24 protein-coding genes are annotated in these 22,329 nt (G+C 31.8%); 11 read left to right on the forward strand and 13 right to left on the reverse strand.

Features of this window, described 5'->3' with window-relative positions; genetic code table 11:
• Position 1: 1 nt before the first annotated feature.
• On the reverse strand, positions 2–1,045 hold the full coding sequence (potA, locus tag K7H06_RS17490; protein ID WP_223037300.1) for a spermidine/putrescine ABC transporter ATP-binding protein: 1,044 nt from the start codon (positions 1,043–1,045) through the stop codon (positions 2–4).
• A 392-nt stretch (positions 1,046–1,437) separates the two neighbouring features.
• Between potA and K7H06_RS17495 the strand changes: the two genes are divergently transcribed.
• Positions 1,438–2,271 (forward strand): CsxC family protein, encoded by an 834-nt coding sequence (locus tag K7H06_RS17495; RefSeq protein ID WP_223037301.1) that lies wholly within the window; start codon positions 1,438–1,440, stop codon positions 2,269–2,271.
• A gap of 19 nt (positions 2,272–2,290) precedes the next feature.
• Here the strand turns inward: K7H06_RS17495 and truA are convergent, their stop codons facing one another.
• The 10 genes from truA to K7H06_RS17545 all read right to left on the reverse strand — a co-directional run bounded on the left by truA (position 2,291) and on the right by K7H06_RS17545 (position 11,496).
• On the reverse strand, positions 2,291–3,040 hold the full coding sequence (gene truA / locus K7H06_RS17500) for a tRNA pseudouridine(38-40) synthase TruA (RefSeq protein WP_223037302.1): 750 nt from the start codon (positions 3,038–3,040) through the stop codon (positions 2,291–2,293).
• Positions 3,041–3,046: 6 nt separating this feature from the next.
• On the reverse strand, positions 3,047–3,223 hold the full coding sequence (locus K7H06_RS17505) for a hypothetical protein (RefSeq protein WP_223037303.1): 177 nt from the start codon (positions 3,221–3,223) through the stop codon (positions 3,047–3,049).
• 247 nt (positions 3,224–3,470) lie between these two features.
• Positions 3,471–4,706, reverse strand: coding sequence for a M23/M56 family metallopeptidase (locus tag K7H06_RS21435; protein ID WP_281426016.1), 1,236 nt, complete (start codon positions 4,704–4,706; stop codon positions 3,471–3,473).
• Positions 4,707–4,714: 8 nt separating this feature from the next.
• The gene (locus K7H06_RS21440; protein WP_223037304.1) at positions 4,715–5,002 is read right to left on the reverse strand and encodes a M56 family metallopeptidase; all 288 of its coding nucleotides are present in this window, start codon (positions 5,000–5,002) and stop codon (positions 4,715–4,717) included.
• A 10-nt stretch (positions 5,003–5,012) separates the two neighbouring features.
• The gene (locus tag K7H06_RS17520; protein WP_223037305.1) at positions 5,013–5,384 is read right to left on the reverse strand and encodes a BlaI/MecI/CopY family transcriptional regulator; all 372 of its coding nucleotides are present in this window, start codon (positions 5,382–5,384) and stop codon (positions 5,013–5,015) included.
• 172 nt (positions 5,385–5,556) lie between these two features.
• Positions 5,557–7,551, reverse strand: a complete 1,995-nt coding sequence (locus tag K7H06_RS17525; RefSeq protein ID WP_223037306.1) for a methyl-accepting chemotaxis protein — start codon at positions 7,549–7,551, stop codon at positions 5,557–5,559.
• 49 nt (positions 7,552–7,600) lie between these two features.
• Positions 7,601–8,425 (reverse strand): methyl-accepting chemotaxis protein, encoded by an 825-nt coding sequence (locus K7H06_RS17530; protein WP_223037307.1) that lies wholly within the window; start codon positions 8,423–8,425, stop codon positions 7,601–7,603.
• 2 nt (positions 8,426–8,427) lie between these two features.
• On the reverse strand, positions 8,428–8,601 hold the full coding sequence (locus tag K7H06_RS17535; protein WP_223037308.1) for an aspartyl-phosphate phosphatase Spo0E family protein: 174 nt from the start codon (positions 8,599–8,601) through the stop codon (positions 8,428–8,430).
• Between the two features lie 341 nt (positions 8,602–8,942).
• Positions 8,943–11,171: a sigma 54-interacting transcriptional regulator gene (locus K7H06_RS17540; protein ID WP_223037309.1), complete on the reverse strand. Its 2,229-nt coding sequence runs from the start codon at positions 11,169–11,171 to the stop codon at positions 8,943–8,945.
• Between the two features lie 61 nt (positions 11,172–11,232).
• On the reverse strand, positions 11,233–11,496 hold the full coding sequence (locus tag K7H06_RS17545) for a hypothetical protein (protein ID WP_223037310.1): 264 nt from the start codon (positions 11,494–11,496) through the stop codon (positions 11,233–11,235).
• Between the two features lie 83 nt (positions 11,497–11,579).
• On the opposite strand from K7H06_RS17545, the gene K7H06_RS17550 reads away from it, so the two are divergent.
• The gene (locus K7H06_RS17550; protein ID WP_223037311.1) at positions 11,580–12,926 is read left to right on the forward strand and encodes an MATE family efflux transporter; all 1,347 of its coding nucleotides are present in this window, start codon (positions 11,580–11,582) and stop codon (positions 12,924–12,926) included.
• Between the two features lie 41 nt (positions 12,927–12,967).
• Here K7H06_RS17550 and K7H06_RS17555 read toward each other — a convergent pair whose 3' ends face one another.
• Positions 12,968–14,125 carry a THUMP domain-containing class I SAM-dependent RNA methyltransferase gene (locus K7H06_RS17555; protein ID WP_223037312.1) on the reverse strand — a complete coding sequence of 386 codons (1,158 nt, stop codon included), beginning with the start codon at positions 14,123–14,125 and terminating at the stop codon, positions 12,968–12,970.
• Positions 14,126–14,342: 217 nt separating this feature from the next.
• On the opposite strand from K7H06_RS17555, the gene K7H06_RS17560 reads away from it, so the two are divergent.
• From K7H06_RS17560 to aroF, 9 genes are all read left to right on the forward strand, one after another.
• Complete coding sequence (locus K7H06_RS17560; protein ID WP_223037313.1) at positions 14,343–14,822, forward strand: HD domain-containing protein; 480 nt, start codon at positions 14,343–14,345, stop codon at positions 14,820–14,822.
• A gap of 141 nt (positions 14,823–14,963) precedes the next feature.
• Positions 14,964–15,557, forward strand: a complete 594-nt coding sequence (locus K7H06_RS17565) for an anthranilate synthase component II (RefSeq protein WP_223037314.1) — start codon at positions 14,964–14,966, stop codon at positions 15,555–15,557.
• Positions 15,547–16,911 carry an aminodeoxychorismate synthase component I gene (gene pabB / locus K7H06_RS17570; RefSeq protein WP_223037315.1) on the forward strand — a complete coding sequence of 455 codons (1,365 nt, stop codon included), beginning with the start codon at positions 15,547–15,549 and terminating at the stop codon, positions 16,909–16,911. Before K7H06_RS17565 ends, pabB begins: the two co-directional genes overlap by 11 nt.
• Positions 16,912–16,923: 12 nt before the next feature.
• Positions 16,924–17,739, forward strand: coding sequence for an aminotransferase class IV (locus K7H06_RS17575; RefSeq protein WP_223037316.1), 816 nt, complete (start codon positions 16,924–16,926; stop codon positions 17,737–17,739).
• 218 nt (positions 17,740–17,957) lie between these two features.
• Positions 17,958–18,518 (forward strand): GTP cyclohydrolase I FolE, encoded by a 561-nt coding sequence (folE, locus tag K7H06_RS17580; RefSeq protein WP_223037317.1) that lies wholly within the window; start codon positions 17,958–17,960, stop codon positions 18,516–18,518.
• A 20-nt stretch (positions 18,519–18,538) separates the two neighbouring features.
• Positions 18,539–19,396 (forward strand): dihydropteroate synthase, encoded by an 858-nt coding sequence (folP, locus tag K7H06_RS17585; RefSeq protein ID WP_223037318.1) that lies wholly within the window; start codon positions 18,539–18,541, stop codon positions 19,394–19,396.
• On the forward strand, positions 19,384–19,749 hold the full coding sequence (gene folB / locus K7H06_RS17590; RefSeq protein ID WP_223037319.1) for a dihydroneopterin aldolase: 366 nt from the start codon (positions 19,384–19,386) through the stop codon (positions 19,747–19,749). The genes folP and folB overlap by 13 nt, the downstream gene beginning before the upstream one ends.
• Positions 19,742–20,224 carry a 2-amino-4-hydroxy-6-hydroxymethyldihydropteridine diphosphokinase gene (folK, locus tag K7H06_RS17595; RefSeq protein ID WP_223037320.1) on the forward strand — a complete coding sequence of 161 codons (483 nt, stop codon included), beginning with the start codon at positions 19,742–19,744 and terminating at the stop codon, positions 20,222–20,224. The genes folB and folK overlap by 8 nt, the downstream gene beginning before the upstream one ends.
• The gene (aroF, locus tag K7H06_RS17600; RefSeq protein WP_223037321.1) at positions 20,217–20,993 is read left to right on the forward strand and encodes a 3-deoxy-7-phosphoheptulonate synthase; all 777 of its coding nucleotides are present in this window, start codon (positions 20,217–20,219) and stop codon (positions 20,991–20,993) included. Before folK ends, aroF begins: the two co-directional genes overlap by 8 nt.
• Before the next feature lie 150 nt (positions 20,994–21,143).
• Here aroF and K7H06_RS17605 read toward each other — a convergent pair whose 3' ends face one another.
• The gene (locus K7H06_RS17605; RefSeq protein WP_223037322.1) at positions 21,144–22,319 is read right to left on the reverse strand and encodes a YgeY family selenium metabolism-linked hydrolase; all 1,176 of its coding nucleotides are present in this window, start codon (positions 22,317–22,319) and stop codon (positions 21,144–21,146) included.
• Between the last annotated feature and the right edge of the window lie 10 nt (positions 22,320–22,329).

Consider the following 22,329-nt stretch of genomic DNA (forward strand, 5'->3'; position numbering starts at 1 on the left):
CCTACACCACCTTTTTCATAATATGTATGGCATCAGGAATAATTTGAAGACCTACAGATTCTTCAAATTTAGGCATATATATACTATGAATCATCCACTTAAATCCACTTTCGTCTTGAACCTCTATTTCATAATGAACACCCTTGAATATAACCGAAGTAACTTTTCCTTTGATCATACCCTTATGACTCTCTACTATTTCTATATCCTCAGGTCTTACTAAAACATCTACATCCTCATTTAAATCAAATCCTTTATCTACACAAGGAAGGATCTTGTCCTCTATTTTTACACAAAAATCTTCTAACATATAGCCATCTAGTATATTTCCTTCTCCAATAAAATCTGCCACAAATCGGTTAATAGGTTCATCATAAATATCCTGAGGCTTTCCAATTTGTTGAATCTCCCCTTCACTCATAACCACTACACGATCAGACATGGTAAGGGCTTCTTCTTGGTCATGGGTTACATAAATAAAAGTAATACCTACTCTTTGTTGAATCTTCTTTAATTCTATTTGCATCTCTTTTCTTAGCTTTAAATCTAAAGCGCCTAGAGGTTCATCTAAAAGGAGCACCTTTGGCTCATTTACAAGAGCTCTTGCAATAGCAATCCTTTGCTGTTGTCCACCACTTAAAGAGTTAATCTTTCTATTTTCGAAACCTTTTAGATTCACTAACTTCAACATTGCTTTCACTTTTTCTTCTATTAACAATTTATCTATCTTTTTTATTTTCAAACCAAAAGCTATATTTTCAAAAACATTCAAATGGGGAAATAACGCATACTTTTGAAATACTGTATTGATTTGTCTTTTAAAAGGAGGGATTTCATTTATTTTATTTCCTTCAAAATAAACATTTCCTGTCGTTGCATATTCAAATCCTCCAATAATTCTAAGGGTTGTTGTTTTCCCACAACCACTAGGACCTAAAAGGGTCACAAATTCTTTAGGTTTTATGCTTAAATCAATATTACACAAAACTTCTTTATCTCCAAATATTTTTGAAACGTTTTTTAATTCAACAATGTAATCCTTCATTCTTATAGCCCTCCCCCTTCATGATAACATTAATCCTATGCTTATTTCTATAATTAACATGAAAAATATTTAGTATTTGTAACCTTAAAGTTTATTAAAACTAAAACCAGTTTATTATATTTTTTTTGAAGCAATTTGTCAATAAGATTACGCATATATTGTCTATATAGCTATTATTTTTTCGATTTTTTTATCCATCTAGTTTCCTAAACAAAATCTTTATGGGTATTTCCTTATAGTTTTCAATAAACTCCCTTTACTAAAAAATTATAGTTTGTACTATTTAAAGGTTAAATTATAGTACCTAAATAAATCTTTTTGAATACTATGTACTAGAAGTAATCCAAAAGTTTGGATTACCTCTAAAATCAATCTATCAGGAGATGATAATTATGGCTTGGAATAAGTATAATGACTCACAAAATTTAAATGCTACTTGTAAGGCAATCCCTGTAGAAGTATCTTCTACTACCCCTTCATGTGAAGTATGCCCTCCAACAGCTTGTGTTGATATTAGTACAGGATGCACTGATGACTGTATTAACACGCCTACTGATATAGAAGCATTAAGAACTGGAGCTGTAGCAAAAATACCTGTAGTTCTAGCAGAACTAACTCTACAGATTAATGTTGATACCATCATTACTCTTCCAGAACCTGCTTTAGAAATAAAGAACATTAAGAAGAGAATAAAAATTACTCAATGTCTTCTTCTACAAGACACCAACATGCTCTTTGTAAAAGGTTTTGTTCGTAAGAACATTGATTATTCTACACGTAAATGCTCAAACTATGTGGGTGTATGTGGAGATATCAAGCATTGTACTGTAGATATTCCATTTAGCTGTACAACACCTGTAACCTTCAATGGCATTGCACCACTTCCTATCGTTCCTAACACTTCTAAAGAATTCCAATTCTTTAAGGAACAAGAACTAGATGGTTGTCAATTTGCAGAAAAAGATAAATTATTATCTGGTGATTTTAGCGAATACAACCAAACAAGTACAGAATACTTTAATGAACTTCCTTATTGTGAATTAATAAAAAGTAAGATTGTTGAATATGATGAGCATCTTTGTTCTAAAAAACCATGTGATCCTATTCCTTTCGAAGAAAAAGAATTTAAAAAGCTTGAAGAAAAAATGGTTATTTACCTTACTTTGAAACTTTTACAAAAACGTCAAGTGGCAATTGGTTCTGTACATGGCGGACATGATTGCTAAAAATTATGAGCACCTAGATTTAATCTAGGTGCTCATAGTCTACTTCATATAAAAATAATCCCCTTGCTGGTGCAGTAGGCCCTGCATTTTTTCTTACCTTTGATGCTATCATTTCTTTCACATCTTCTGGTTTTCTTTTTCCCTGTCCGATTTCAATGAGTGTCCCTACCATAATCCGTACCATATTATGTAAAAAACCATTTCCATGAAACAATATATGTATTTCATTTCCTTCTCTTGTAATATCAATATTATATATTTGTCTTACCATTGACTTTTTCTTTGATTTCTTAGAACAAAAAGCCTCAAAATCATGCTCTCCAATAAAATAACTTGCACCTTTTTTCATAGCTTCCAACTTCAATGACTGCTGAATATCATAAGTATATTTTCTATTAAAGACAGCTGGAATCTTACCCGTCCATATTTTGTATAAGTATTTTTTAGATTTTGCATTGTATCTTGCATGAAATCGATCATCTACTTCTTCTACCTTTTTTATAACAATATCCTTTGGAAGATATTCATTACAATAATCTCTTATTTCTTCTATATTCATATTTGTATTTGTCTTAAAATTTGCAATTTGACCTAGTGCATGCACCCCTGCATCGGTTCTGCCCGAACCAATAATTTCTACCTTTCTATTTGTCATACGAGAAATCACAGATTCAAGTTTGCCTTGAATGGTATTTTCCGTATTCCCAAGTCTTTGCCACCCGTTATATTTACTTCCGTCATATTCTATGGTTAACTTGATATTCCTCAAAATTGATTACTCCTCTCTTTTTAATGCCATCTTTTTTTCTATCTCATTTCCTATAGCATATCCTATGGCCCCTCCAACAATATATCCTACCACAAAATTCGAAAACATTGTGAAAAAGAAGCCAATAAATCCTCCTATTAAAAGAAAATTCATTTTTATATTCTTCTTGATCCACTCAACCATCCCGCCATCCCCCCATGAAGTATTTTAACTTATTATTTATTTTACTTCTTTACCATGCTGTATATTCAATATATTCTACATTTTCTGTCAATTCCCTTCACTGCTTTTTCTTCCTTTTATAGCGTATATTAACGATCAAAATCACTCATCATATTTACAGATTGATTTATATTCAAAAAAGACATATCCTTAAATGTATATGTCTTTCTATCTATTTTACTATTCAATTCTTCAATTTAAAATGGTTTTATTCATTCTCAACATATTCTAAAGGATCAACTGGCTCACCTTCTTTTCTTACTTCAAAATGTAAATGTGGTCCTGTACTAAAACCTGTAGAGCCTACCTTAGCAATTTCATCTCCCTTTTTCACCTTCGTATCCTCTTTTACTAAAAGTTCGCTGCAATGTCCATACATTGTAGCAAGCCCATTACCATGATCAATAATGATAGCATTCCCATAGCCTCCAAGATCCCCTGCTTTTATTACTGTTCCATCAGTAGCTGCAACAATCACTTTTCCTTGAGGAGCTGCTATATCAATACCTGTATGCATCTTTACCTTATTGAATTTAGGATGTACTTTCTTTCCAAAAGTACTTGTTATCTTTTTATAATCAGGTAATGGCCAAAGCATTTCCTTTTCTTGAAGATTTTCCTTCTTATCTAATCCCTCCATTACTGTGTTTTCTTTATTTTGACTAACTTGATTAGTAATTACTTCTAAGTCATTTTTCTGTGCATTTATTGATTCATCTGCATTTGTTAAAAATGTGCATGCTATAAAAATCAGAAAAACCCCTGATAACATTGATATTTTATATGTATTTTTCTTAAATAAAGTAATCATTTTTATCCTCCTTTTTAGCTGTGATTTTTGTGTTGAAAATCTAGCCATTCCTACAGATTGAAAACTATTTATAGTACTTTCTACTAACGTAATCATGGTTTGCCCATAATTTCTAGATTCTGTATCCCCAATACAGGAAAGAACCATACTATCACAGGCAATCTCGCAATCCTGCCTCATTTCATAAAAACCATACCATATAATAGGATTGAACCAATGCATGATTTGTAAAAAACCTGTTATACAAAAAAGAACAATATCTTTCCTTTTAAAATGGGCTAGTTCATGAAAGATCACATGCTCTAATCCCTTTTTAGTAAGTTTTTTCTCTATATCCACAGGCAATAATATACATGGTCGCATCCATCCAAAGATAGCAGGTGTTTGTACAGCTTTTGTCTTAAATATTAACAATTCTTTATCAATCCCCATTTTCTCTTTACAACCTTTAAGAATTCTTAAAATATGTTCATCTTCACATAAGCTTCCCCTTTTTATTCTTGCCCACAATTTTACATTCATCTTTATTGTATAAAAGCCTAATAGAACTACCCCTATGATCCAAATAATCATTAATTTAAGATAAATGCTTCCCTGTAATAAAGCTTCAATAAATGTTTCGTGGTCATTCATCAATTCATCTATTTAACACCCTTTTCAAACCATCTAATAATCGTATTAGGATCATATCCTACCATATTTTTTGTGATTATATCTGTATGTTCATGAAAAGCAAATAGATTAAAAAAACTCATTGAACTTTGGGGTGCAAAGGGTATTAATAGTCTTATGACTACCAAAAACCATATGTAGTAATGCCATCTTGCTCCTAATTTATTTCTCCATATATATTTCAGAAGAAGAATACATCCTATTAAAATACTTCCTTTAATAGAAGTACTGATTAACCATTTAAAAAGTATCTCCATTTTACGTACCTCACTTTTTCTCATCAAGCATACGTCTTAACTCTTCAATATCCCCTTGAGATAGATCCTCTATTTCTAAAAAGTTTGCAATCATCATTTTTAATCCTCCACCATATACACGCTTTAAAAAAGACTTACTCTCTGCTTTCACGCAAACATCTTCTGTTACTAATGGATAGTAATTATAGGTTCGATTGTTTTTTTTAAAACCAACAGCTTCTTTTTTTACTAATCGGCTCACCAGTGTTTTTATAGTAGTAGGTCTCCAATCAGTTGTTTTTTTCAAAGTATCAATAATTTCATTGGCTGTAACAGGGGATTTTTCCCAAAGAACTTGCATCACTTTCCACTCTGAATCAGATATTCGTGGCATTTCCTTCATGGTCTCACCTCCTTTAGACTACAAGTGTAGTTCATATTCAGATTACACTTGTAGTTGAACTTTGTCAATAGATTTTTATAATATTTCATAAAAAAAGAGAATTCTTTTTTTTATAATATCCTTGACATGAGGTTCATTAAAAAAAAGGATTCTCTTTTTTATTTTTTATAGCTTATATTTTGAATCTAGTAATTTCTTGTTGAAGTTCTTGCGCTAATTCAGCTAATCCTTCACTTGCATGAGCAACTTCATTCATAGAGGCAGTCTGTTGCTGTGCTGCTGCTGCTCCTTCTTCTGTACTTGCTGCATTCTGCTGCGCAATGGCTGATAGATTTTGAATAATATCTAAAAGTTCCTGTTTATTTTTCTCCATATCTTTTCCAGAACGATTTAATGCTATGATATTTTTTTCTGACAATCTGATAGCCTGTGCAATTTCTCCATATTTGCTTTCTGTGTTTTTTACACTTCTAGCTTGTTCATTCATTAATTCTAAAACCTTTTTAACCGTCTCTACTGAAATATTTGAATTACTTTGTAATTTATTCACCGCTTTATCAATAACTTTTGTAGAATGGGTAGATTGTTCAGATAATTTTCTAATTTCATCTGCCACAACAGCAAAACCTCTTCCATGTTCTCCTGCTCTTGCAGCTTCAATAGCCGCATTTAGTGCCAATAAATTTGTCTGTTCTGCTATAGATGCAATCATCTGACTAGCTTGTCCAATATCTTCAGCACTTTCATTGGTTCTTAAAATATTCTCATGTACATCCTTAATGGCATTGCTACTTTCATCTGTTTTGTCATCTAACTCATTGATAATTTCTAAACCATCCTTCACTAATTGATTTATTTTTTCAGATTCATCATTGAGTTCTTTTAAATGATCTTGATTTTTTTCAATCACATTCCCTAACTCAAGTACCTGATTGGCACCATTTTCTGTATCCTTTGCTTGGTCTGTAGCACCTCTAGCAATTTCTTCAACAGTTTTAGCAATTTCTTCTGATGCTTTCATAGATTGTTCAGCTGTAGCAGCTAATTCCTCTGATGAAGCAGCTACTTGCTGAGAAGATTCAATCATATTTCCTATAAGATTCCTAAAATTTTTCATCATCTCCTCAAAAGCTTTTCCTAATTGTCCTATTTCATCTTTCTTTTTTAAAATTGAATGACTTACATCCTCTGTAAAATCACCTTCTGCTATTTGCTTTGCGTGATTTGTAGCTAAAATAATCGGTGCAGCTATTTGTCTTCCTATGAAATAAGCAAATCCTATAGATATAATTAAAACAATAAAGGTTGAAATCGATATAGCTCTTTTCATTGTGTTTAAATCAACTAACATTTCAGAAACATAAGAAGTAACACCAACCGCCCAAACGGTTCCTTCTATAGGTGCATAACCCATAATTTTATCTTGTCCTTGGAAATAATATTTTCCTGTTCCAGATTGCCCATCTATCATTTGTTCGGTCAATGTAGCTAATACCTTATGTTTTTCATCACTTTTAACAGCTTGTAATAAATTATACTGTTCTTTTACTAAATCTCTATTTTTATGTCCTATGATGGTACCTTTATCATCTATTACATAAGCAAATCCACTTGTTCCAATCGTAATATCCTCTATTAATTGACTCAAATTATCTCCATCTCGAATAGCCACTAATGCGCCTATTATTTTTCCATTATTCTTTATAGGCGTTGCAACAGGAATAATAATAGCTCCATCTGCTTTACTTATAGTTAAATCAGATATAAGGGTTTCACCCTTTAAAGCTTTTTGAACATACCCCCTATTGCTTAGATCGTAAGTCTTTCCATCTGTAGCTATTGTTCGCCCATTCAAATCTACAAGATGCATCCTTAAATGACCACTTCTTTCTACTTCTTCTTTTAGTGCTTGTATTTTATCTTCTAGTGGATTATTTGGATTCGTAATTCGCGTTCTAGCTGCTACTACCTTTAACTTTTCTAATTGGATATCACACCTTGCTTTAATGACTTTTGAAGATTCTTTTGCAATTGTTTCTAAATTCCTTTCAACACTATTTATTAAAGCACTTGATGATTGAAAAAAAGAAGTAACACCTAAAACTCCACACACAATCATTAATATAATTGAAAAATATATAACTATTTTTGTTTTGAGACTTTGCATTTTTTTGCCTCCTTTTTCTTTTGTAGTTTATATGCTCTTCCCTCCTTTACTAAATCTTAAATTTTAATACAACTTGTTGTAACTCATTGACTAATTGGGCTAAATTTTCGCTTATATACGTAATTTCATCGATCACTCTCGTTTGTTCTTCATTTTCTATTCTTTCTTGTGTATTTTCTATAATTTGCTTCTCCACATTCCATCTCTTTTTATCAATATATAAACAACCATTCTTGTCTTCCCTTATTTTTTTTTCACTCTCATGAATTTGTTTAACACTTTGTTTAGAAGATATAATTACTTTTAAAAGTTCATTATATTTACCCTCTATATCTCTAATATTTCTTCTTTGCAACATGGTCAAAGCTAAAATTCTTTGTATTCTTTTTACTATTCTTTTTGAGCTTTTTTGTGAATGCTTTGATTCTTCAACAATGGTTTTTGTTGCGTGTTCTCCTATATTTTTTATTTCATTTGCTATAAAAGTAAAATCCTTATGATACACGTCTTCTCTTTCAACATTCCCTATCAATAAATCCATTTGATTTACTATGGCTACAAGAACTTGACTAGCTGGTACAATCTCTTCAACACTTTCATTCGTTTGTGAAATCTCCTCTAATACTTTCTGTATGGCATGTATATTTACTTTACTGATATGGTCCATCTCTTTCATCATTTCTTCTAGTTGTTTTATTAATCTATAGACCTCCTCTAATGACTCATTCCCTGTATTATTCACATTTCTAATAATTTTTTTATGACACACTTTTCTATTTTTTTGAAACCCGTTTCTTTCCTTTTTATAAGAAATTCTTCCCAAATCACTACAAAAGCTTGTCCATATATCAAATTTTTTTCTAGAACATCTCATTTTTAAACCCCCTTAAATCCTTTATTAATTAAATAAATATTGTACTGGTTTAACACAACATCTAATTCTTGACTAATCCTTATGACTTCTGGATCTAAGAGATTGTCCTTTTGTTCAATGAGATTTTGCATATCTTTTCTCAAATATCTTATTTTTGATTCAATTGCTTTACGCATGCATATACCCCCTTTTTCTTTCGTAATAATACTTCTTCATTTATCTCTATTTTGTATTTTCCCTATCCGCTTATGAATAAATATTGCAAAATTTATTCCAACTATAGGACCAAATCCCCATTTTTTCAAAAAAAATAATAGAATTTTCCACTTTCTTAGAAAATCCTATTATTTCCTTATTATCCCTTTATTTTCCTACAAATTTCTACATTTTTCGCAACTTCCTTTTTAAAATTTCCTTGTTATTGGATTGAATCCATTTGTTCCATATTGTAGCAAATTGTATCACTTTTTTTATTTATTTGAAACACTTTGAAACACTTTGAAACAACATAAACCCTCTACACGCCTTTTTCAATCTTATATTTCTTCATTTTTCGATAAAGAGTACTACGAGAAATATCCATGGCTCTAGCAATCTGGCTAATATTTCCTTTATGTTCCTTAAAAAGTTTCAGAATTTTATTAGCCTCTTGCTCTTCTTGTATCTTTTTTTTCTCTTCTACAATATCCTTAATAGTTATGCCTTGTTCTGACATAGAAACTATCTTATCTATACTAGGAACACGAGTTTTCAAAATATTATCTGGTAAATGTGCTACTTCTATATGCTCGTCAGTTACAATATGTATAATTCTTTCTACAACATTTTGCAATTCACGAACATTCCCATACCAATTATATTTAGTCAAATATTCTATTACCAATGGATCTATATTTTCCAAAAGCTTATCTCCATTTTTAGCTGTTTGTTTTATAAAATATTTAAACAACAAAAGAATATCTCCACGCCGTTCTCTCAATGGCGAAATTTTAATAGAAATAACATTTAACCGATAATATAAATCCTTCCTAAAACGTCCATCCTTTATGGCTTCCAATAAATTTTTATTGGTAGCACAAATAATACGTACATCTATAGGAATCTCTTGTTCTCCTCCTATACGCATAATTTTTTTCTCTTGAATAACTCGCAAAAGTGCTACCTGCTGTTCAAAGGGCATATCTCCTATTTCATCTAAAAAGAGGGTCCCACCTTTAGCTAATTCAAATTTACCTGGTTTACCACCCCTCTTAGCTCCTGTAAAAGCTCCTTCTTCATAGCCAAACAATTCACTACCAATTAAATCTCTGGGAATAGCTCCACAATTAACTGCCACAAAAGGTCCACTGACACGTCTACTATGATTATGAATAGCTTGAGCAAACAATTCTTTCCCTGTACCACTCTCCCCTTGTATTAAAATACTGCCTTCTCCTAAAGCTGCTCTAGCAGCAAGTTCTACTGTTTGTAGCATTTTTTTATCTTGGGTGATAATATCACAAAATTTAAACCTAGCTTGAGCACCACTGAAACGGTTTACTAGCTCATGAATTTGTTGAATAGGGCGAAATACAATCACTCCTCTATTCACATGATCTTCAAAATTATCTATAGGATCACCAGATATAAAAAACTGTAAATTCCCTTTTGCTGTTGGGATAGTCAATTCAGACCCATAAAAGGATTTTTTTTCTTTTAACATTTGATAAATATCATTATTTTTCCCTTCTAAAATAATCATTTTCAAATATTCTTTTATTTCTTTTATACAAGGATTCCATTTTTTATCAAGAACCCAGTTTAATTTTTTAATATTTCCTAATTCATCAACAACTACTACCCCTTCTGACATATGCATCAAAATACTATTCATATAGCTATTTATTAGGGTTAATTCTTTGTTGACTTTATTCAGTTGAGATGTCCTTTTTTCGATTTCTATTTCTAATTCATTTTGAAGTTTCTTTAGTTGCTCCTCCGCTTTTTTCTTTTCTGTAATATCTCTTCCTACTCCTTGATACTCTACAGCTTGACCCAATTCATTGTAGAATACACATCCTGTCCATTCTATCCAAGCCAACGTTCCATCTCTTCTAATGCCTCTAGCTTCTACATTTATAAAAGGATTCTCAATAGTTGCTAAACCTAATGCTTCTTCTATTTTTTTATAGTCTTTCTTAAAAATATGAGAAAATTTCTTTTTACCTATTAAATTTTCTCGCTGTATTCCAAAATAATCACAATAACCATCATTCACAAAAACATATATATGATCCATTGTGGTACGAACAATTAACTCCGTCTGAGTATTTAATATATCATAATATTTTTCTTCCTTTATCTTTAATTTTTCTTTCATCTCTACGAATTCTGTTATTTCACAAGCTACAACCATCATCATTTCTTTTTCTTTTACTTTTACCCTCTTCACACTTGCATCTAACCATATTTCTTCGCCACTTTTTTTATATATTTTAGTAGGGTGAAATTCTCCATTATTTCTATGTTCTTTAAAAATATCTTTAAAATCCTCATCCACAAAATCTTCAAACCTTCTATGGATTAATTCCTCTTTTGTATATCCAAGTCTTTTCTCAAAGAAAGCATTCATATAAACAAATTGATCTTTATACAAAACAAAAAATATCATCTTTTTTTCTAGCATTTTAAGTATCTCTGATTGCATAAACCATTCTTCCATATTTATTCCTGCTATAAGGGCTTTTGTCATGTGACTACTCTTCACTTGTAGTATCCTCCTTATGCTTTTGTCTATTTTTGTATTGTAAAAAAATGAACACTTTTAGTTAATCTTTCGCCTTTATTACACTTATTCCTTCATAATAACTATTCAAAAACTCAAAATCCATTGTTTGACTATTCATTTTATAAATTTCACTTTTTATATCTCCTGTTTTTCTATTAAATGTATCTACTACAATACCCGTATATTGATAAAATCCCACCTTAACAAAATAATCTTTATCATGAATGGTTCTTTTTTCATTTTTATCCTCACTTAATTCTTGAAAATGTTTTCCTATTCTAATTGTATCATCAATTTTTATCATAAACTATGTTTATACATAAATATAAAACAAATATGCTATAATATTGTGATACAGTTTCATAATAAAATAAATAGGTGATCCATATGAACATTTTAAAGAAAAATAAAGTTTTAATTCTATCTATTTTAACTATGGCTTTACCTGCTGTCATAGAAATGGGTCTAAACACCCTAGTAAATATTGCGGATACTCTTATGATCAGTAGAATCATCGGAAAAGAGGGATTATCTGCAGCAGGTTTTTGCAATGAAATGATTTTTTCAATCATTTTTATTTTTTCATCCTTCAATACAGGTGCCACTGCTATGATTTCTAGACGTTTTGGAGAAAAAAATTATGAAGGGTTGAATCGAGTACTAGGGCAGAATCTATCCTTAAACTTAGGTCTAGGTTTAATCATTACGATTCTTTCTATAACCTTTAAAAAACAATTGTTTACTATTTACAATGTATCCCCTACCGTTTTAAATATGTCACTGACCTATTTTCATACTATTTCTTACGGTATATTATTCATGTTTATTTCTTTCTCTGCTGCAGCCAGTTTAAGAGGCATAGGAGATACAAAAACACCCATGGTCATTACAGCAATCACTAATATTTTAAATATTGTTGGTAATTATATTTTGATGACAGGGTTTTGGATATTTCCAAATCTAGGGATAAAAGGAGCAGCTCTTTCTACCACCCTTTCAAGATTTATAGGAATGATTATGTTTCTATATATTCTTTTAAAAGGAAAAGGTAAAATGAAGCTTATTTATTCTAACTTTAAAGTTACAAAAGAAATCTTAAATCCTCTTTGGAAAATAAGCTACCCTGGTGCTATCGAACAATTTTCAATGAATATTTCATTTATAGCCTGTGGAGTGATCATCTCTCAATTAGATACAGCTTCAGAAGCTGCATTTCGAATACTCCTTAGCATTGAAAGACTTTCTTTTATGCCTGCTGTTGGTATATCTATTGCTGCAGCTGCATTAGTAGGAAAGGCTCTTGGAGAAAAGAATGTGAAAAAAGCTCTACATACGGGATATACCGTTTCTGGCTTAGGCGTATTGTGGGGTGTATTTATGGGGTTCATTTTTATATGCTTTCCAAAATTCCTATTAGGCATATTCACAAATGAATCAGCCATTATTAACATCTCCATACTTGCTATGTGGGTTGCAGGAGCTAATCAGCCTTTTTTAAACTTTATGATTGTTATGTCTGGTGCCCTAAGAGGTGCTGGTGATACAAAAGCTGTAATGACTATCAGTGCTCTAAGGTCATGGCTTGTTTACGTCCCCCTTTCATATGTTTTTACCATTCCCCTAAAGATAGGAGTTGCAGGTATGTGGCTCGGAGAAATCATCTCCTTTTTCATATTTGCTTCAATCCTATTTAATCGCTTTCGAAAACAAAAATGGGCAGAAATTGATTTCTAAAAACAAAAACAATAAACCACCTTATGGTAGTTTATTGTTTCTTATTTTCTATTATTCCCTAACATACTCTTTGGAGGCTTTGGTCCAAAGAATTGATAGTAATCCACTTTAATTCTTCCATTATATAATTTTCTTTTTTTACTTGCAGTTTTTCCATATAATTTTTCAAATTCTTCATCAGAAGTAATAACATATTTAGACCAAGTATCAAACCTACCAAATACTTTTCCCATTCTTGTATAGAGTCTTTGTACTTCTTTTTTCTCTCCTAATCTTTCTCCATAAGGGGGATTACATATGATATATCCATATTTCCCATTTGATCTTATCTGTCCCATCTCTTGGCGTGAGAAGATAATACAATCATCTACCCCTGCTTCATAAGCATTATCTTTCGCAATCTCAATGGCTTTTTCATCTACATCAGAACCAATAATCCTTATATCTACATCTTGTCTAATTGCCTTCATAGCTTCTACTCTAGCACTTTTCCATTCTGATTTAGGGATTCTTTCCCACCCTTCTGAGATGAATTTTCTCTGAAGACCTGGTGCAATATTTTTTCCAATCATAGCCGCCTCTATTGGAATAGTACCAGATCCACAAAACGGATCAATCAATACTCGATCTTCTCTCCATCTACTGATTAAAACCATAGCTGCTGCTAATGTTTCTTTAAGAGGTGCTTCATTTGCCTTAGCACGATAACCTCTTTTATGTAGTCCTGCACCACTAGTATCTATAGTAAGTGTAGCAGTATCCTTAAGAAGTGCTACCTCCACTGGAAACTCCGCCCCATCTTCTTTAAACCATTCTATTCCATAAACTTCTTTTAGTCTTTCAACAATAGCTTTTTTTACGATTGCCTGACAATCAGAAACACTGAAAAGCTGTGATTTGATAGATTTTCCATTAACAGGGAACTTTCCATTCTCAGGAATCCACTCTTCCCAAGGCAAAGCCTTTGTCTTCTGGAATAATTCCTCAAAAGTCATTGCTTTAAATTCTCCCATTTTAAGGAGTACTCGATCTGCAGTTCTTAGCCATAAATTAGCTCTAGGAATAGCTTTTTCATCAGCTATAAAAGTAACTTTTCCATTTTCAACGGTCATTTTTTCATATCCTAATTTTTTCACTTCAAGCTTTACCATTTCCTCTAATCCAAAGGTGGCTGTTGCAATCAATTCAATTTTTGCCATATCATCTCTCCTAAATCTATCTTTCAATTTTCAACTGATTTTATTATAGCATAAACCCAACTTTTTATTCATCTATATGAGTTGGAAAATAACTATATTGATTGAATAAAATCTAATAGCTATAATAAAGTAAGATATAATAAATGTTATTGACGAAAAATAGACGTCATCTCCTCATGATTATAAGTGGAGCTGAAATCTCAGATAGGAGAACTTTATGGAAAGAGTAAATAAAATCCTTAAAAATCAAAAATATGTAGATTACTTAAACCGAAATGTCAAAGCTGAAAAAAATCGAATTTTTTGTCATCATGATCTTCGTCACTACCTGGATGTGGCTAGAGTTGCTTATATATTAGCTTTAGAAAAAAATATTTCTATAAAAAAAGATGTGATCTATGCTGCTGCCCTTCTTCATGACATTGGAAGATGGAAAGAATATTTAGAAGGCGTTGATCATGCTGCAGCCAGTGCAACCCTTGCAAAAGACATATTAGAAAGTAGTGGCTTTGACAATGATGAACAGGCTATCATAAAAGAAGCTATTAAAAATCATCGGAAATATGATGCTAAAAACCCTCCTTTGGATAAAATACTCTATAGGAGTGATAAGCTATCTCGTCCTTGTATGGAATGTACTGTAGTAGCAAAGTGTAAAAGATTTGGTGTAGGAGAAAGTCCTAAGCTTTTTTACTAAATATCTTCCACACAAAAATGATAGCGTTCGTTGCAATTCATCAATGTAAATTATTTAAAATCAATGAAAATTCGTAGATGCCTATCATAAATAGGGAATCAATCTCTCTTATAGGCTCTATGGACGAAAGGAGTTTTCTACTTGATATTGATGATTGATAATTACGATTCCTTTACTTATAATCTTGTACAATATTTAGAATGCTTAAAGGAAGAAGTACTTGTATATAGAAACGATGCCATCACCTTAGAAAAAATCAAAAACTTAAGTCCAACAATGATTGTTTTATCTCCAGGTCCATGTACACCCAATGAATCAGGCATCTGTAAAAGCGTGGTGAATACTTTCAAAGGAAAAATCCCTATCCTAGGCATATGCCTAGGACATCAAACCATTGGTCAAGTCTTTGGAGGAAAAATCATCAAAGCAAAGGAACCTGTCCACGGAAAGGTTCATCCTATAAAGCACATGAATAAAGGAGTATTTCATAACCTTCCCAATCCTTTAAAAGTAACGAGATATCATTCTCTCATCATAGAAAAAGAAACCCTTCCAGATTGTTTGGAGATTACAGCTTTAACTAATGCTGGAGAAATTATGGGTATTAAACACAAAAATTATCTCATAGAAGGGGTTCAATTTCATCCAGAAGCTATCTTAACAGAAAAGGGAATGGAAATTTTAGAAAACTTTTTAATAGAAGTGAAAAAAAGTAGGTGTCATTATGTTGATTAGAAAAATAGAATGTTCATACAATAGCTTTGAGTTGTATACCCTTTTTAAAGACAGGCTTTACAGCTTCTTTTTAGACAGCGGAATGGATCATGAGAAATTAGGAAAATATTCTTTTATTGGCTTTGATCCTTTTCTACTATTTAGAAGTAAAAATGAAAAAATCACTATTACAAAAAATAATCAAACAAAAACCTACACAGGCAATCCTTTTGAAAAACTTAAAGAACTTCTATCCCTCTATAAAATAGATTACAAAACAAATCTTCCTTTTATAGGAGGTGCTGTAGGATATTTGGGGTATGATTTGTGTCATCATATAGAAAAACTTCCTAGAAAAGCCTTGGATGATGTAAACATTCCAGATTGTTTTTTGTGCTTTTATGATGGTATCATCATCATTAATCACGAAACAAATGAAGTATTCATTGCTGCTTTAGGTATAAAGGATGCAGAAGAAAAAATTATCTTAGAGATTGAAAATATTATCAAGAACAAATCCTTACCAATAATAGAAACTACTAAGGAAAAAACAACGTTATCCTTACAATCTAATTTTAAAAAAGAAGATTATTTAAAAGCCATCAATAAAATCAAAGATTATATTCATGCAGGAGATATCTATCAAGCTAATATGACTCAAAGATTTGAGTGCCCCATAAAAGAACATCCCCTTTCTATCTATAAGCGACTTAGAACCATTAATCCTGCACCCTTTGCAAGTTTTTTAGATTATGGGGATTTTCATATTGTAAGTAGCTCTCCTGAAAGATTTATAAAAGTAACAGGCAATAGGATAGAAACAAGACCTATCAAAGGAACTAGTCCAAGAGGAAAAAACTTTGAAGAAGACAAAAAAAATAAACAAGATCTTTTATCCAGTGAAAAAGACAAAGCTGAACTTTTAATGATTGTAGATTTAGAGAGAAATGATTTGGGCAAAATTTCAAAGACTGGTACTGTAAAAGTAACAGAATTATTTCATTTAGAAACCTACCCCACAGTATATCATCTTGTTTCTACTGTAATCGGAGAATTAAAAGACGATTATGACATAATAGATATCATCAAAGGAACTTTTCCTGGTGGCTCTATCACAGGAGCTCCTAAAATAAGAGCTATGGAAATTATTGATGAACTAGAGCCTACACAAAGAAATATTTATACAGGCTCTATGGGCTACATTGGATTTAATGGAGATACAGATTTAAACATCGTCATAAGAACTATAGTTTGTAAAAATGATAAAGCCTATTTCCAAGCAGGAGGAGGCATCGTTTGGGACTCAAATGCAAATTTAGAATATGAAGAAACCCTTCATAAAGCAAAAGCACTTATAAAGGCTTTAGAAGGTTAATGGAGGAAATTTATGTATATTTCATATAACGGAAATTTATTAGCATCAAAAGAAGCTTTTATCCCTCCAAACGAAGGATTCCAATATGGCTATGGTCTTTTCGAAACATTAAAAGTTCATACTGGAAAAGTTTACTTTATAGATGAACATCTTAAAAGATTAAATTCTAGTTGCAAGGAATTAAACATTGGGCTACACTATGATTTAAAGTTAATAAAAAAATATATAGAGGATTTAATGATCTCTAATCATATCGTTTCTGGTGTAGTAAAAATTATTTATGCAAAAAATAAAGATAGTTATGATTTATTGATTACTACTCGACAAAACATGTACAATAAAGAAAGATATGAAAAAGGCTTTATGGTTTCCTTTGCAACTACAAGAAAAAATCAATACGCCAAACTAACTTATATAAAATCCAATAATTATTTAGAAAATATATTAGCAAAGCAAGAAGCACTACAAAATGGCTATGATGAAGCAATATTTTTAAATGTAGATGGAATTTTAAGTGAAGGTACCTGTACAAATATATTCTTTGTAAAGGAAAAAACAATCTATACGCCATCTATCTCCTGTGGTATTTTACCAGGAATTATGAGAAAAAAAGTAATTGATTTAATCAATATATTAGGTTTACCCTTAAAAATAGGTACGTTCCAAAAAGAAGATTTATTTCATGCAAATGAAATTTTTTTAACAAATTCTTTAATGGATATTATGCCTGTATCAAAATTAAATAATAAAATATTTAATCTAGATCAATGTCCTATTACAACGTTATTAATAGAAAAGTTTCATGATTACCATTATACTGCTTTATAACATAATTATATGTATATATGTGCTCCTTAAACAAAAGTAGCCTATTCATATTACAGCTGTGCATCTATATAAATTACAATTGCAATAAACAGTATTACTTCGTTAAGGTATTCATTTATATACTATAAAAAATTTAATGCCATCTATCTATATGGTATTTCATAAATAAAATCTATACTAAAATATAACAATAAAACTATAAGAAAAGAGGAATCTAAATGGACAAGCCAAAAATAGAGAAAGCTGTAAGAGATATATTAGAAGCTATCGGCGAGGACCCAGATAGAGAAGGCTTACAAGATACACCTAGAAGAATCGCAAAAATGTACGAAGAAATTTTTTCGGGACTTACAGAAGACCCTAAAAAACACTTAGAAATATTTTTTCAAGAAGAACACCATGAAGAATTAGTTTTAGTAAAGGACATTCCTTTTTACTCTGTATGTGAACATCACTTAGTCCCATTCTTCGGAAAAGCTCACGTAGGCTATCTTCCTAAGAATGGGAAACTTACGGGCCTTAGTAAACTTGCAAGGGTTGTAGAAACCGTTGCCAAAAGACCTCAACTTCAAGAAAGACTCACAACTTCCATTGCAGAAGCATTAGTCGAAAAGCTAGAACCTTATGGGGTAATCGTAGTCGTTGAAGCAGAGCACATGTGCATGACCATGAGAGGTGTCAAAAAGCCTGGGTCTAAAACCATTACATCTGCTGTAAGAGGGCACTTTAAGAAGGATGCAAAAGCTAGAGCTGAAGCTATGGCACTTATTAAATTTTAAGGGTTTTAGGGGGGATAATAATGCTTTATGATTTTTCAAGAAAAATTAACATAAAAGCTAAAGAATATACATTAGCTTTAGGAAGCAAAACTTATATCATGGGAATTTTGAACGTAACGCCTGATTCCTTTTCTGATGGTGGAAAATTTACAAACGTAGAAAAGGCAGTATTTCATGCAAAGGAAATGATTCATGATGGAGCAGACATTATTGATATCGGGGGAGAATCTACAAGACCAGGTCACCAAGAAGTATCCCCTGAAGAAGAACTCAATCGAGTGCTTCCTGTAATAGAAAAATTAGTAAAAGAAATAAAGGTTCCACTCTCTGTAGATACTACAAAATCAGCTGTAGCTGAAAAAGTTCTACAAGCAGGTGCCCATATGATCAATGATGTTTGGGGACTTCAAAGAGATCCCCATCTAGCAAAAATCATTGCAAAATATCATGTTCCTGTTGTCATCATGCATAACCAAGTTGGTACAGAATATGATGAAGATATTATGGAAAGCATAAAGATATTCCTGAATAAATCTATTGGCATTGCACTTGCTGCAGGGATAAAAAAAGAAAATATCATCCTAGATCCAGGTATTGGATTTGGAAAAACACCAGAGCAAAACATTCATGTCATGTCAAGGCTCCATGAATTAAACCATCTTGGATACCCTATCCTTCTTGGTACTTCTAGAAAATCTATGATTGGAAAAATACTTGATCTACCAGCAACCGAAAGAGTTGAAGGTACTGTTGCTACATCTGTTATGGGTGTTATGCATGGAATGGATATTTTAAGGGTTCATGACGTCAAAGAAAATATTCGAGCTGTAAAAGTTGCAGATGCTATTGTAAGAGGTACTACACCATGGATAAAATAATCATGAAAAACTTAAGCTTTTACGCTTATCACGGTGCTATGGATGAAGAAAATATCTTGGGTCAGAAATTCTTTATAGATATAGATTTATATGTAGATTTAAAAAAAGCAGGACTAACAGATGATGTAAAAGATACAGTACATTACGGAGAAGCTTATAGCCTTATAAAAGACATTGTAACCAATAAAAAATTCAATCTCATTGAAGCATTAGCAGAAAATATAGCAAATGAAATACTAAATACATTCCCATTAGTAAAAGAAATCAATATAGCTGTCAAAAAGCCGGAAGCACCTGTACCAGGCCTATTTGACTATTTTGGAGTAGAGATAAGGAGAAAGCGAAATGAATAAAGCATATCTTGGTATTGGCAGTAACATGGGCAATAAAAAAGAAAATATCCAAAAATCCATAGAATTGTTAAAAAAACATGCAGATATTGAAGTTTCCCAAATCTCCTCCTTCTATGAAACCGCACCAGTAGGCTATACCCATCAAGATTGGTTTTTAAATATCGTTGTTGAAATTGCTACAAATTTAGATCCCTATGCGCTATTGTCCTATTGTCAAGATATTGAAAAAACATTAAAAAGAAAAAGAATTATTCGGTGGGGTCCAAGAACAATTGATGTAGACATATTGCTTTATGAAAATTTTACATCCACTGATGAAAAGTTAATCATTCCTCACCCTAGAATGCACGAGAGAGCCTTTGTCATGATTCCTCTTTATGAAATTAACAAGGATCTTATCTTAAATCATATAAAAATAAAAGATATAATAGATAAACTTAAAGGAGAAGAAGTTAGGAAGGTTAGTCATGAATAAAAAAGTTTTAACAGGTGAATCAATCACCATTTCTATTAAAGATTTAAAAATCGGTAGCAATTATCCTCCTATTTTCATTGCAGGACCTTGTTCTGTAGAATCAAGAGAACAAATACTAAAAACAGCCCTAAGTCTAAAAGAAATAGGGGTTCATATCCTAAGAGGAGGAGTTTTCAAGCCTAGAACAAGTCCTTATGACTTTCAGGGACTGGAATTAGAAGGATTAAAATATTTAAGAGAAGCAGGAGATGCAGCAAAGCTTCCAATTATTACAGAACTCATGGACGAAAAAAACATGGATATTGTACTTGAATATGCTGATATCATTCAAATCGGTTCTAGAAATATGTACAATTACTCTCTATTAAAAGCTTTAGGGAATATTAATAAACCTATTCTTTTAAAAAGAGGTATGAGTGCTACTATCAAAGAATGGGTCATGGCAGCAGAGTATATTGCCGCCTATGGCAATAAAAATATTATCCTCTGCGAGCGAGGCATCAGAACCTTTGAAAACTATACAAGAAATACTTTAGATTTAGCTGCTGTTCCCATCATGAAAAAAGAAACAGGGCTCCCTATCATCGTAGACCCTAGTCATGGGACAGGCATTAGAGAATTAATAAATCCTATGTCAAAAGCAGCTCTAGCTTGTGGTGCAGATGGATTGATGATTGAAGTTCATCCAAATCCAGAAAAGGCTTTAAGTGATGGGCATCAATCCTTAACCATTGAGGAGTATAAAAAATTGTTTGATGAAATAAAGTAGGGACAGCTTCTACCCCTACTTTATTTTTTATATTATCTTTTCTATCTAGTCCCAATCAATAATTATTTTAAAAAAATATTATCCTTTTATCATGTATATATTTTTGTAAAATAAACAATTAAGTACTCATATACACCCTTGCCTAAGTAATTATAAATACTTAATTAATGCAGTATATACTTTAGCCGCTGTAACAATATCTTCAACTTTACAATGCTCATCTTTCATATGTGCATATTTCATTTCACCCGGTCCAAATCCAATAGTAGGAACATTAAATCTACCGTTTGTAGCAAAACCATTTGTGCTAAACTCCCATTTAAATATTTCTGGTTTTTTCTCTAAAACTTCATTAAAACTTTTTATTGCTGCTTGAGTTAATTGATGATCTTCAGCTGTTTCCCAAGCAGGCATAAATGTTCTTAGAACAACGTCTTTACCTGTAGCACTTTTTCCTATTGCATTATAGATTTCCCAAGTAGCATCTGTACCTTCTATAATTTTGTCCATTTCTTTAGCAACCATCTCTTCAGTTTCCCCAAGAGCCAGTCTTCTATCTAAATAGATTTTGCACTGATCAGGAACAGCATTTAAAGAAGCCGTTCTAGCCTCTATATTAGAAACTACAACCGAACCCTTTTCTCCATTAATTTTGTCAAACTCCTTTTGCTGATTTTCAACTCTACTTAAGATTTTTGCCATTTTGTATATTGCATTTACACCATTATTAGGAGCAGAACCATGGGCTGATACTCCTTTTGTTGTAATTGTATACATAGATCTTCCTCTATGTCCAACAGCTAATTGAAGATTACTAGGCTCACCTATGATTGTATAATCAAGGTCTAGTTTCTGCTCTTCTATAACCCTAAATAACAACTCTCCATCAAAATCCTCTTCCATAACAGATGCAGAAATATAAACTGTTTTATCTTCTAAAAGCCCAAGCTTTTTCATTGCATGTCCTGCATAAATCATAGCACATACAGAGGACTTTGTATCAACAGTACCCCTACCATACATTGCTCCATCAACAATCTCTCCACTAAATGCACCATATTTCCATTCATTAGCATCCTTAGCTTCAACAACATCTATATGAGCATCATAGATAATCTTTGTATCCCCGCTACCTACTCTTCCAAGAACACTTCCGTAATTATCTACAATTACTTCATCGTATCCCAATTTTTCCATCTCCGCTTTAACAAGTTCAGTTGCCTCTTGTTCTTTACCTGTATAACTTTCAATTCTTACAAGTTTTTGCGTGAATTTAATAAGATCATCCCTTAACTGACTAAAACACTCAACAATAGAATCATTCATCATTTTTACC

The sequence above is a fragment of the Crassaminicella profunda genome, assembly GCF_019884785.1.
GTDB lineage: Bacteria > Bacillota > Clostridia > Peptostreptococcales > Thermotaleaceae > Crassaminicella > Crassaminicella profunda.

Bases quoted from the DNA above. Each gene is read 5' to 3' on its own strand.
- potA (WP_223037300.1), bottom strand. From the start codon at position 1,045: ATGAAGGATTACATTGTTGAATTAAAAAACGTTTCAAAAATATTTGGA.
- K7H06_RS17495 (WP_223037301.1), top strand. From the start codon at position 1,438: ATGGCTTGGAATAAGTATAATGACTCACAAAATTTAAATGCTACTTGT.
- K7H06_RS17505 (WP_223037303.1), bottom strand. From the start codon at position 3,223: ATGGTTGAGTGGATCAAGAAGAATATAAAAATGAATTTTCTTTTAATA.
- K7H06_RS21435 (WP_281426016.1), bottom strand. From the start codon at position 4,706: ATGAATGACCACGAAACATTTATTGAAGCTTTATTACAGGGAAGCATT.
- K7H06_RS21440 (WP_223037304.1), bottom strand. From the start codon at position 5,002: ATGGAGATACTTTTTAAATGGTTAATCAGTACTTCTATTAAAGGAAGT.
- K7H06_RS17520 (WP_223037305.1), bottom strand. From the start codon at position 5,384: ATGAAGGAAATGCCACGAATATCTGATTCAGAGTGGAAAGTGATGCAA.
- K7H06_RS17525 (WP_223037306.1), bottom strand. From the start codon at position 7,551: ATGCAAAGTCTCAAAACAAAAATAGTTATATATTTTTCAATTATATTA.
- K7H06_RS17530 (WP_223037307.1), bottom strand. From the start codon at position 8,425: ATGAGATGTTCTAGAAAAAAATTTGATATATGGACAAGCTTTTGTAGT.
- K7H06_RS17535 (WP_223037308.1), bottom strand. From the start codon at position 8,601: ATGCGTAAAGCAATTGAATCAAAAATAAGATATTTGAGAAAAGATATG.
- K7H06_RS17545 (WP_223037310.1), bottom strand. From the start codon at position 11,496: ATGATAAAAATTGATGATACAATTAGAATAGGAAAACATTTTCAAGAA.
- K7H06_RS17550 (WP_223037311.1), top strand. From the start codon at position 11,580: ATGAACATTTTAAAGAAAAATAAAGTTTTAATTCTATCTATTTTAACT.
- K7H06_RS17555 (WP_223037312.1), bottom strand. From the start codon at position 14,125: ATGGCAAAAATTGAATTGATTGCAACAGCCACCTTTGGATTAGAGGAA.
- K7H06_RS17560 (WP_223037313.1), top strand. From the start codon at position 14,343: ATGGAAAGAGTAAATAAAATCCTTAAAAATCAAAAATATGTAGATTAC.
- pabB (WP_223037315.1), top strand. From the start codon at position 15,547: ATGTTGATTAGAAAAATAGAATGTTCATACAATAGCTTTGAGTTGTAT.
- K7H06_RS17575 (WP_223037316.1), top strand. From the start codon at position 16,924: ATGTATATTTCATATAACGGAAATTTATTAGCATCAAAAGAAGCTTTT.
- folE (WP_223037317.1), top strand. From the start codon at position 17,958: ATGGACAAGCCAAAAATAGAGAAAGCTGTAAGAGATATATTAGAAGCT.
- folP (WP_223037318.1), top strand. From the start codon at position 18,539: ATGCTTTATGATTTTTCAAGAAAAATTAACATAAAAGCTAAAGAATAT.
- folB (WP_223037319.1), top strand. From the start codon at position 19,384: ATGGATAAAATAATCATGAAAAACTTAAGCTTTTACGCTTATCACGGT.
- folK (WP_223037320.1), top strand. From the start codon at position 19,742: ATGAATAAAGCATATCTTGGTATTGGCAGTAACATGGGCAATAAAAAA.
- aroF (WP_223037321.1), top strand. From the start codon at position 20,217: ATGAATAAAAAAGTTTTAACAGGTGAATCAATCACCATTTCTATTAAA.
- K7H06_RS17605 (WP_223037322.1), bottom strand. From the start codon at position 22,319: ATGAATGATTCTATTGTTGAGTGTTTTAGTCAGTTAAGGGATGATCTT.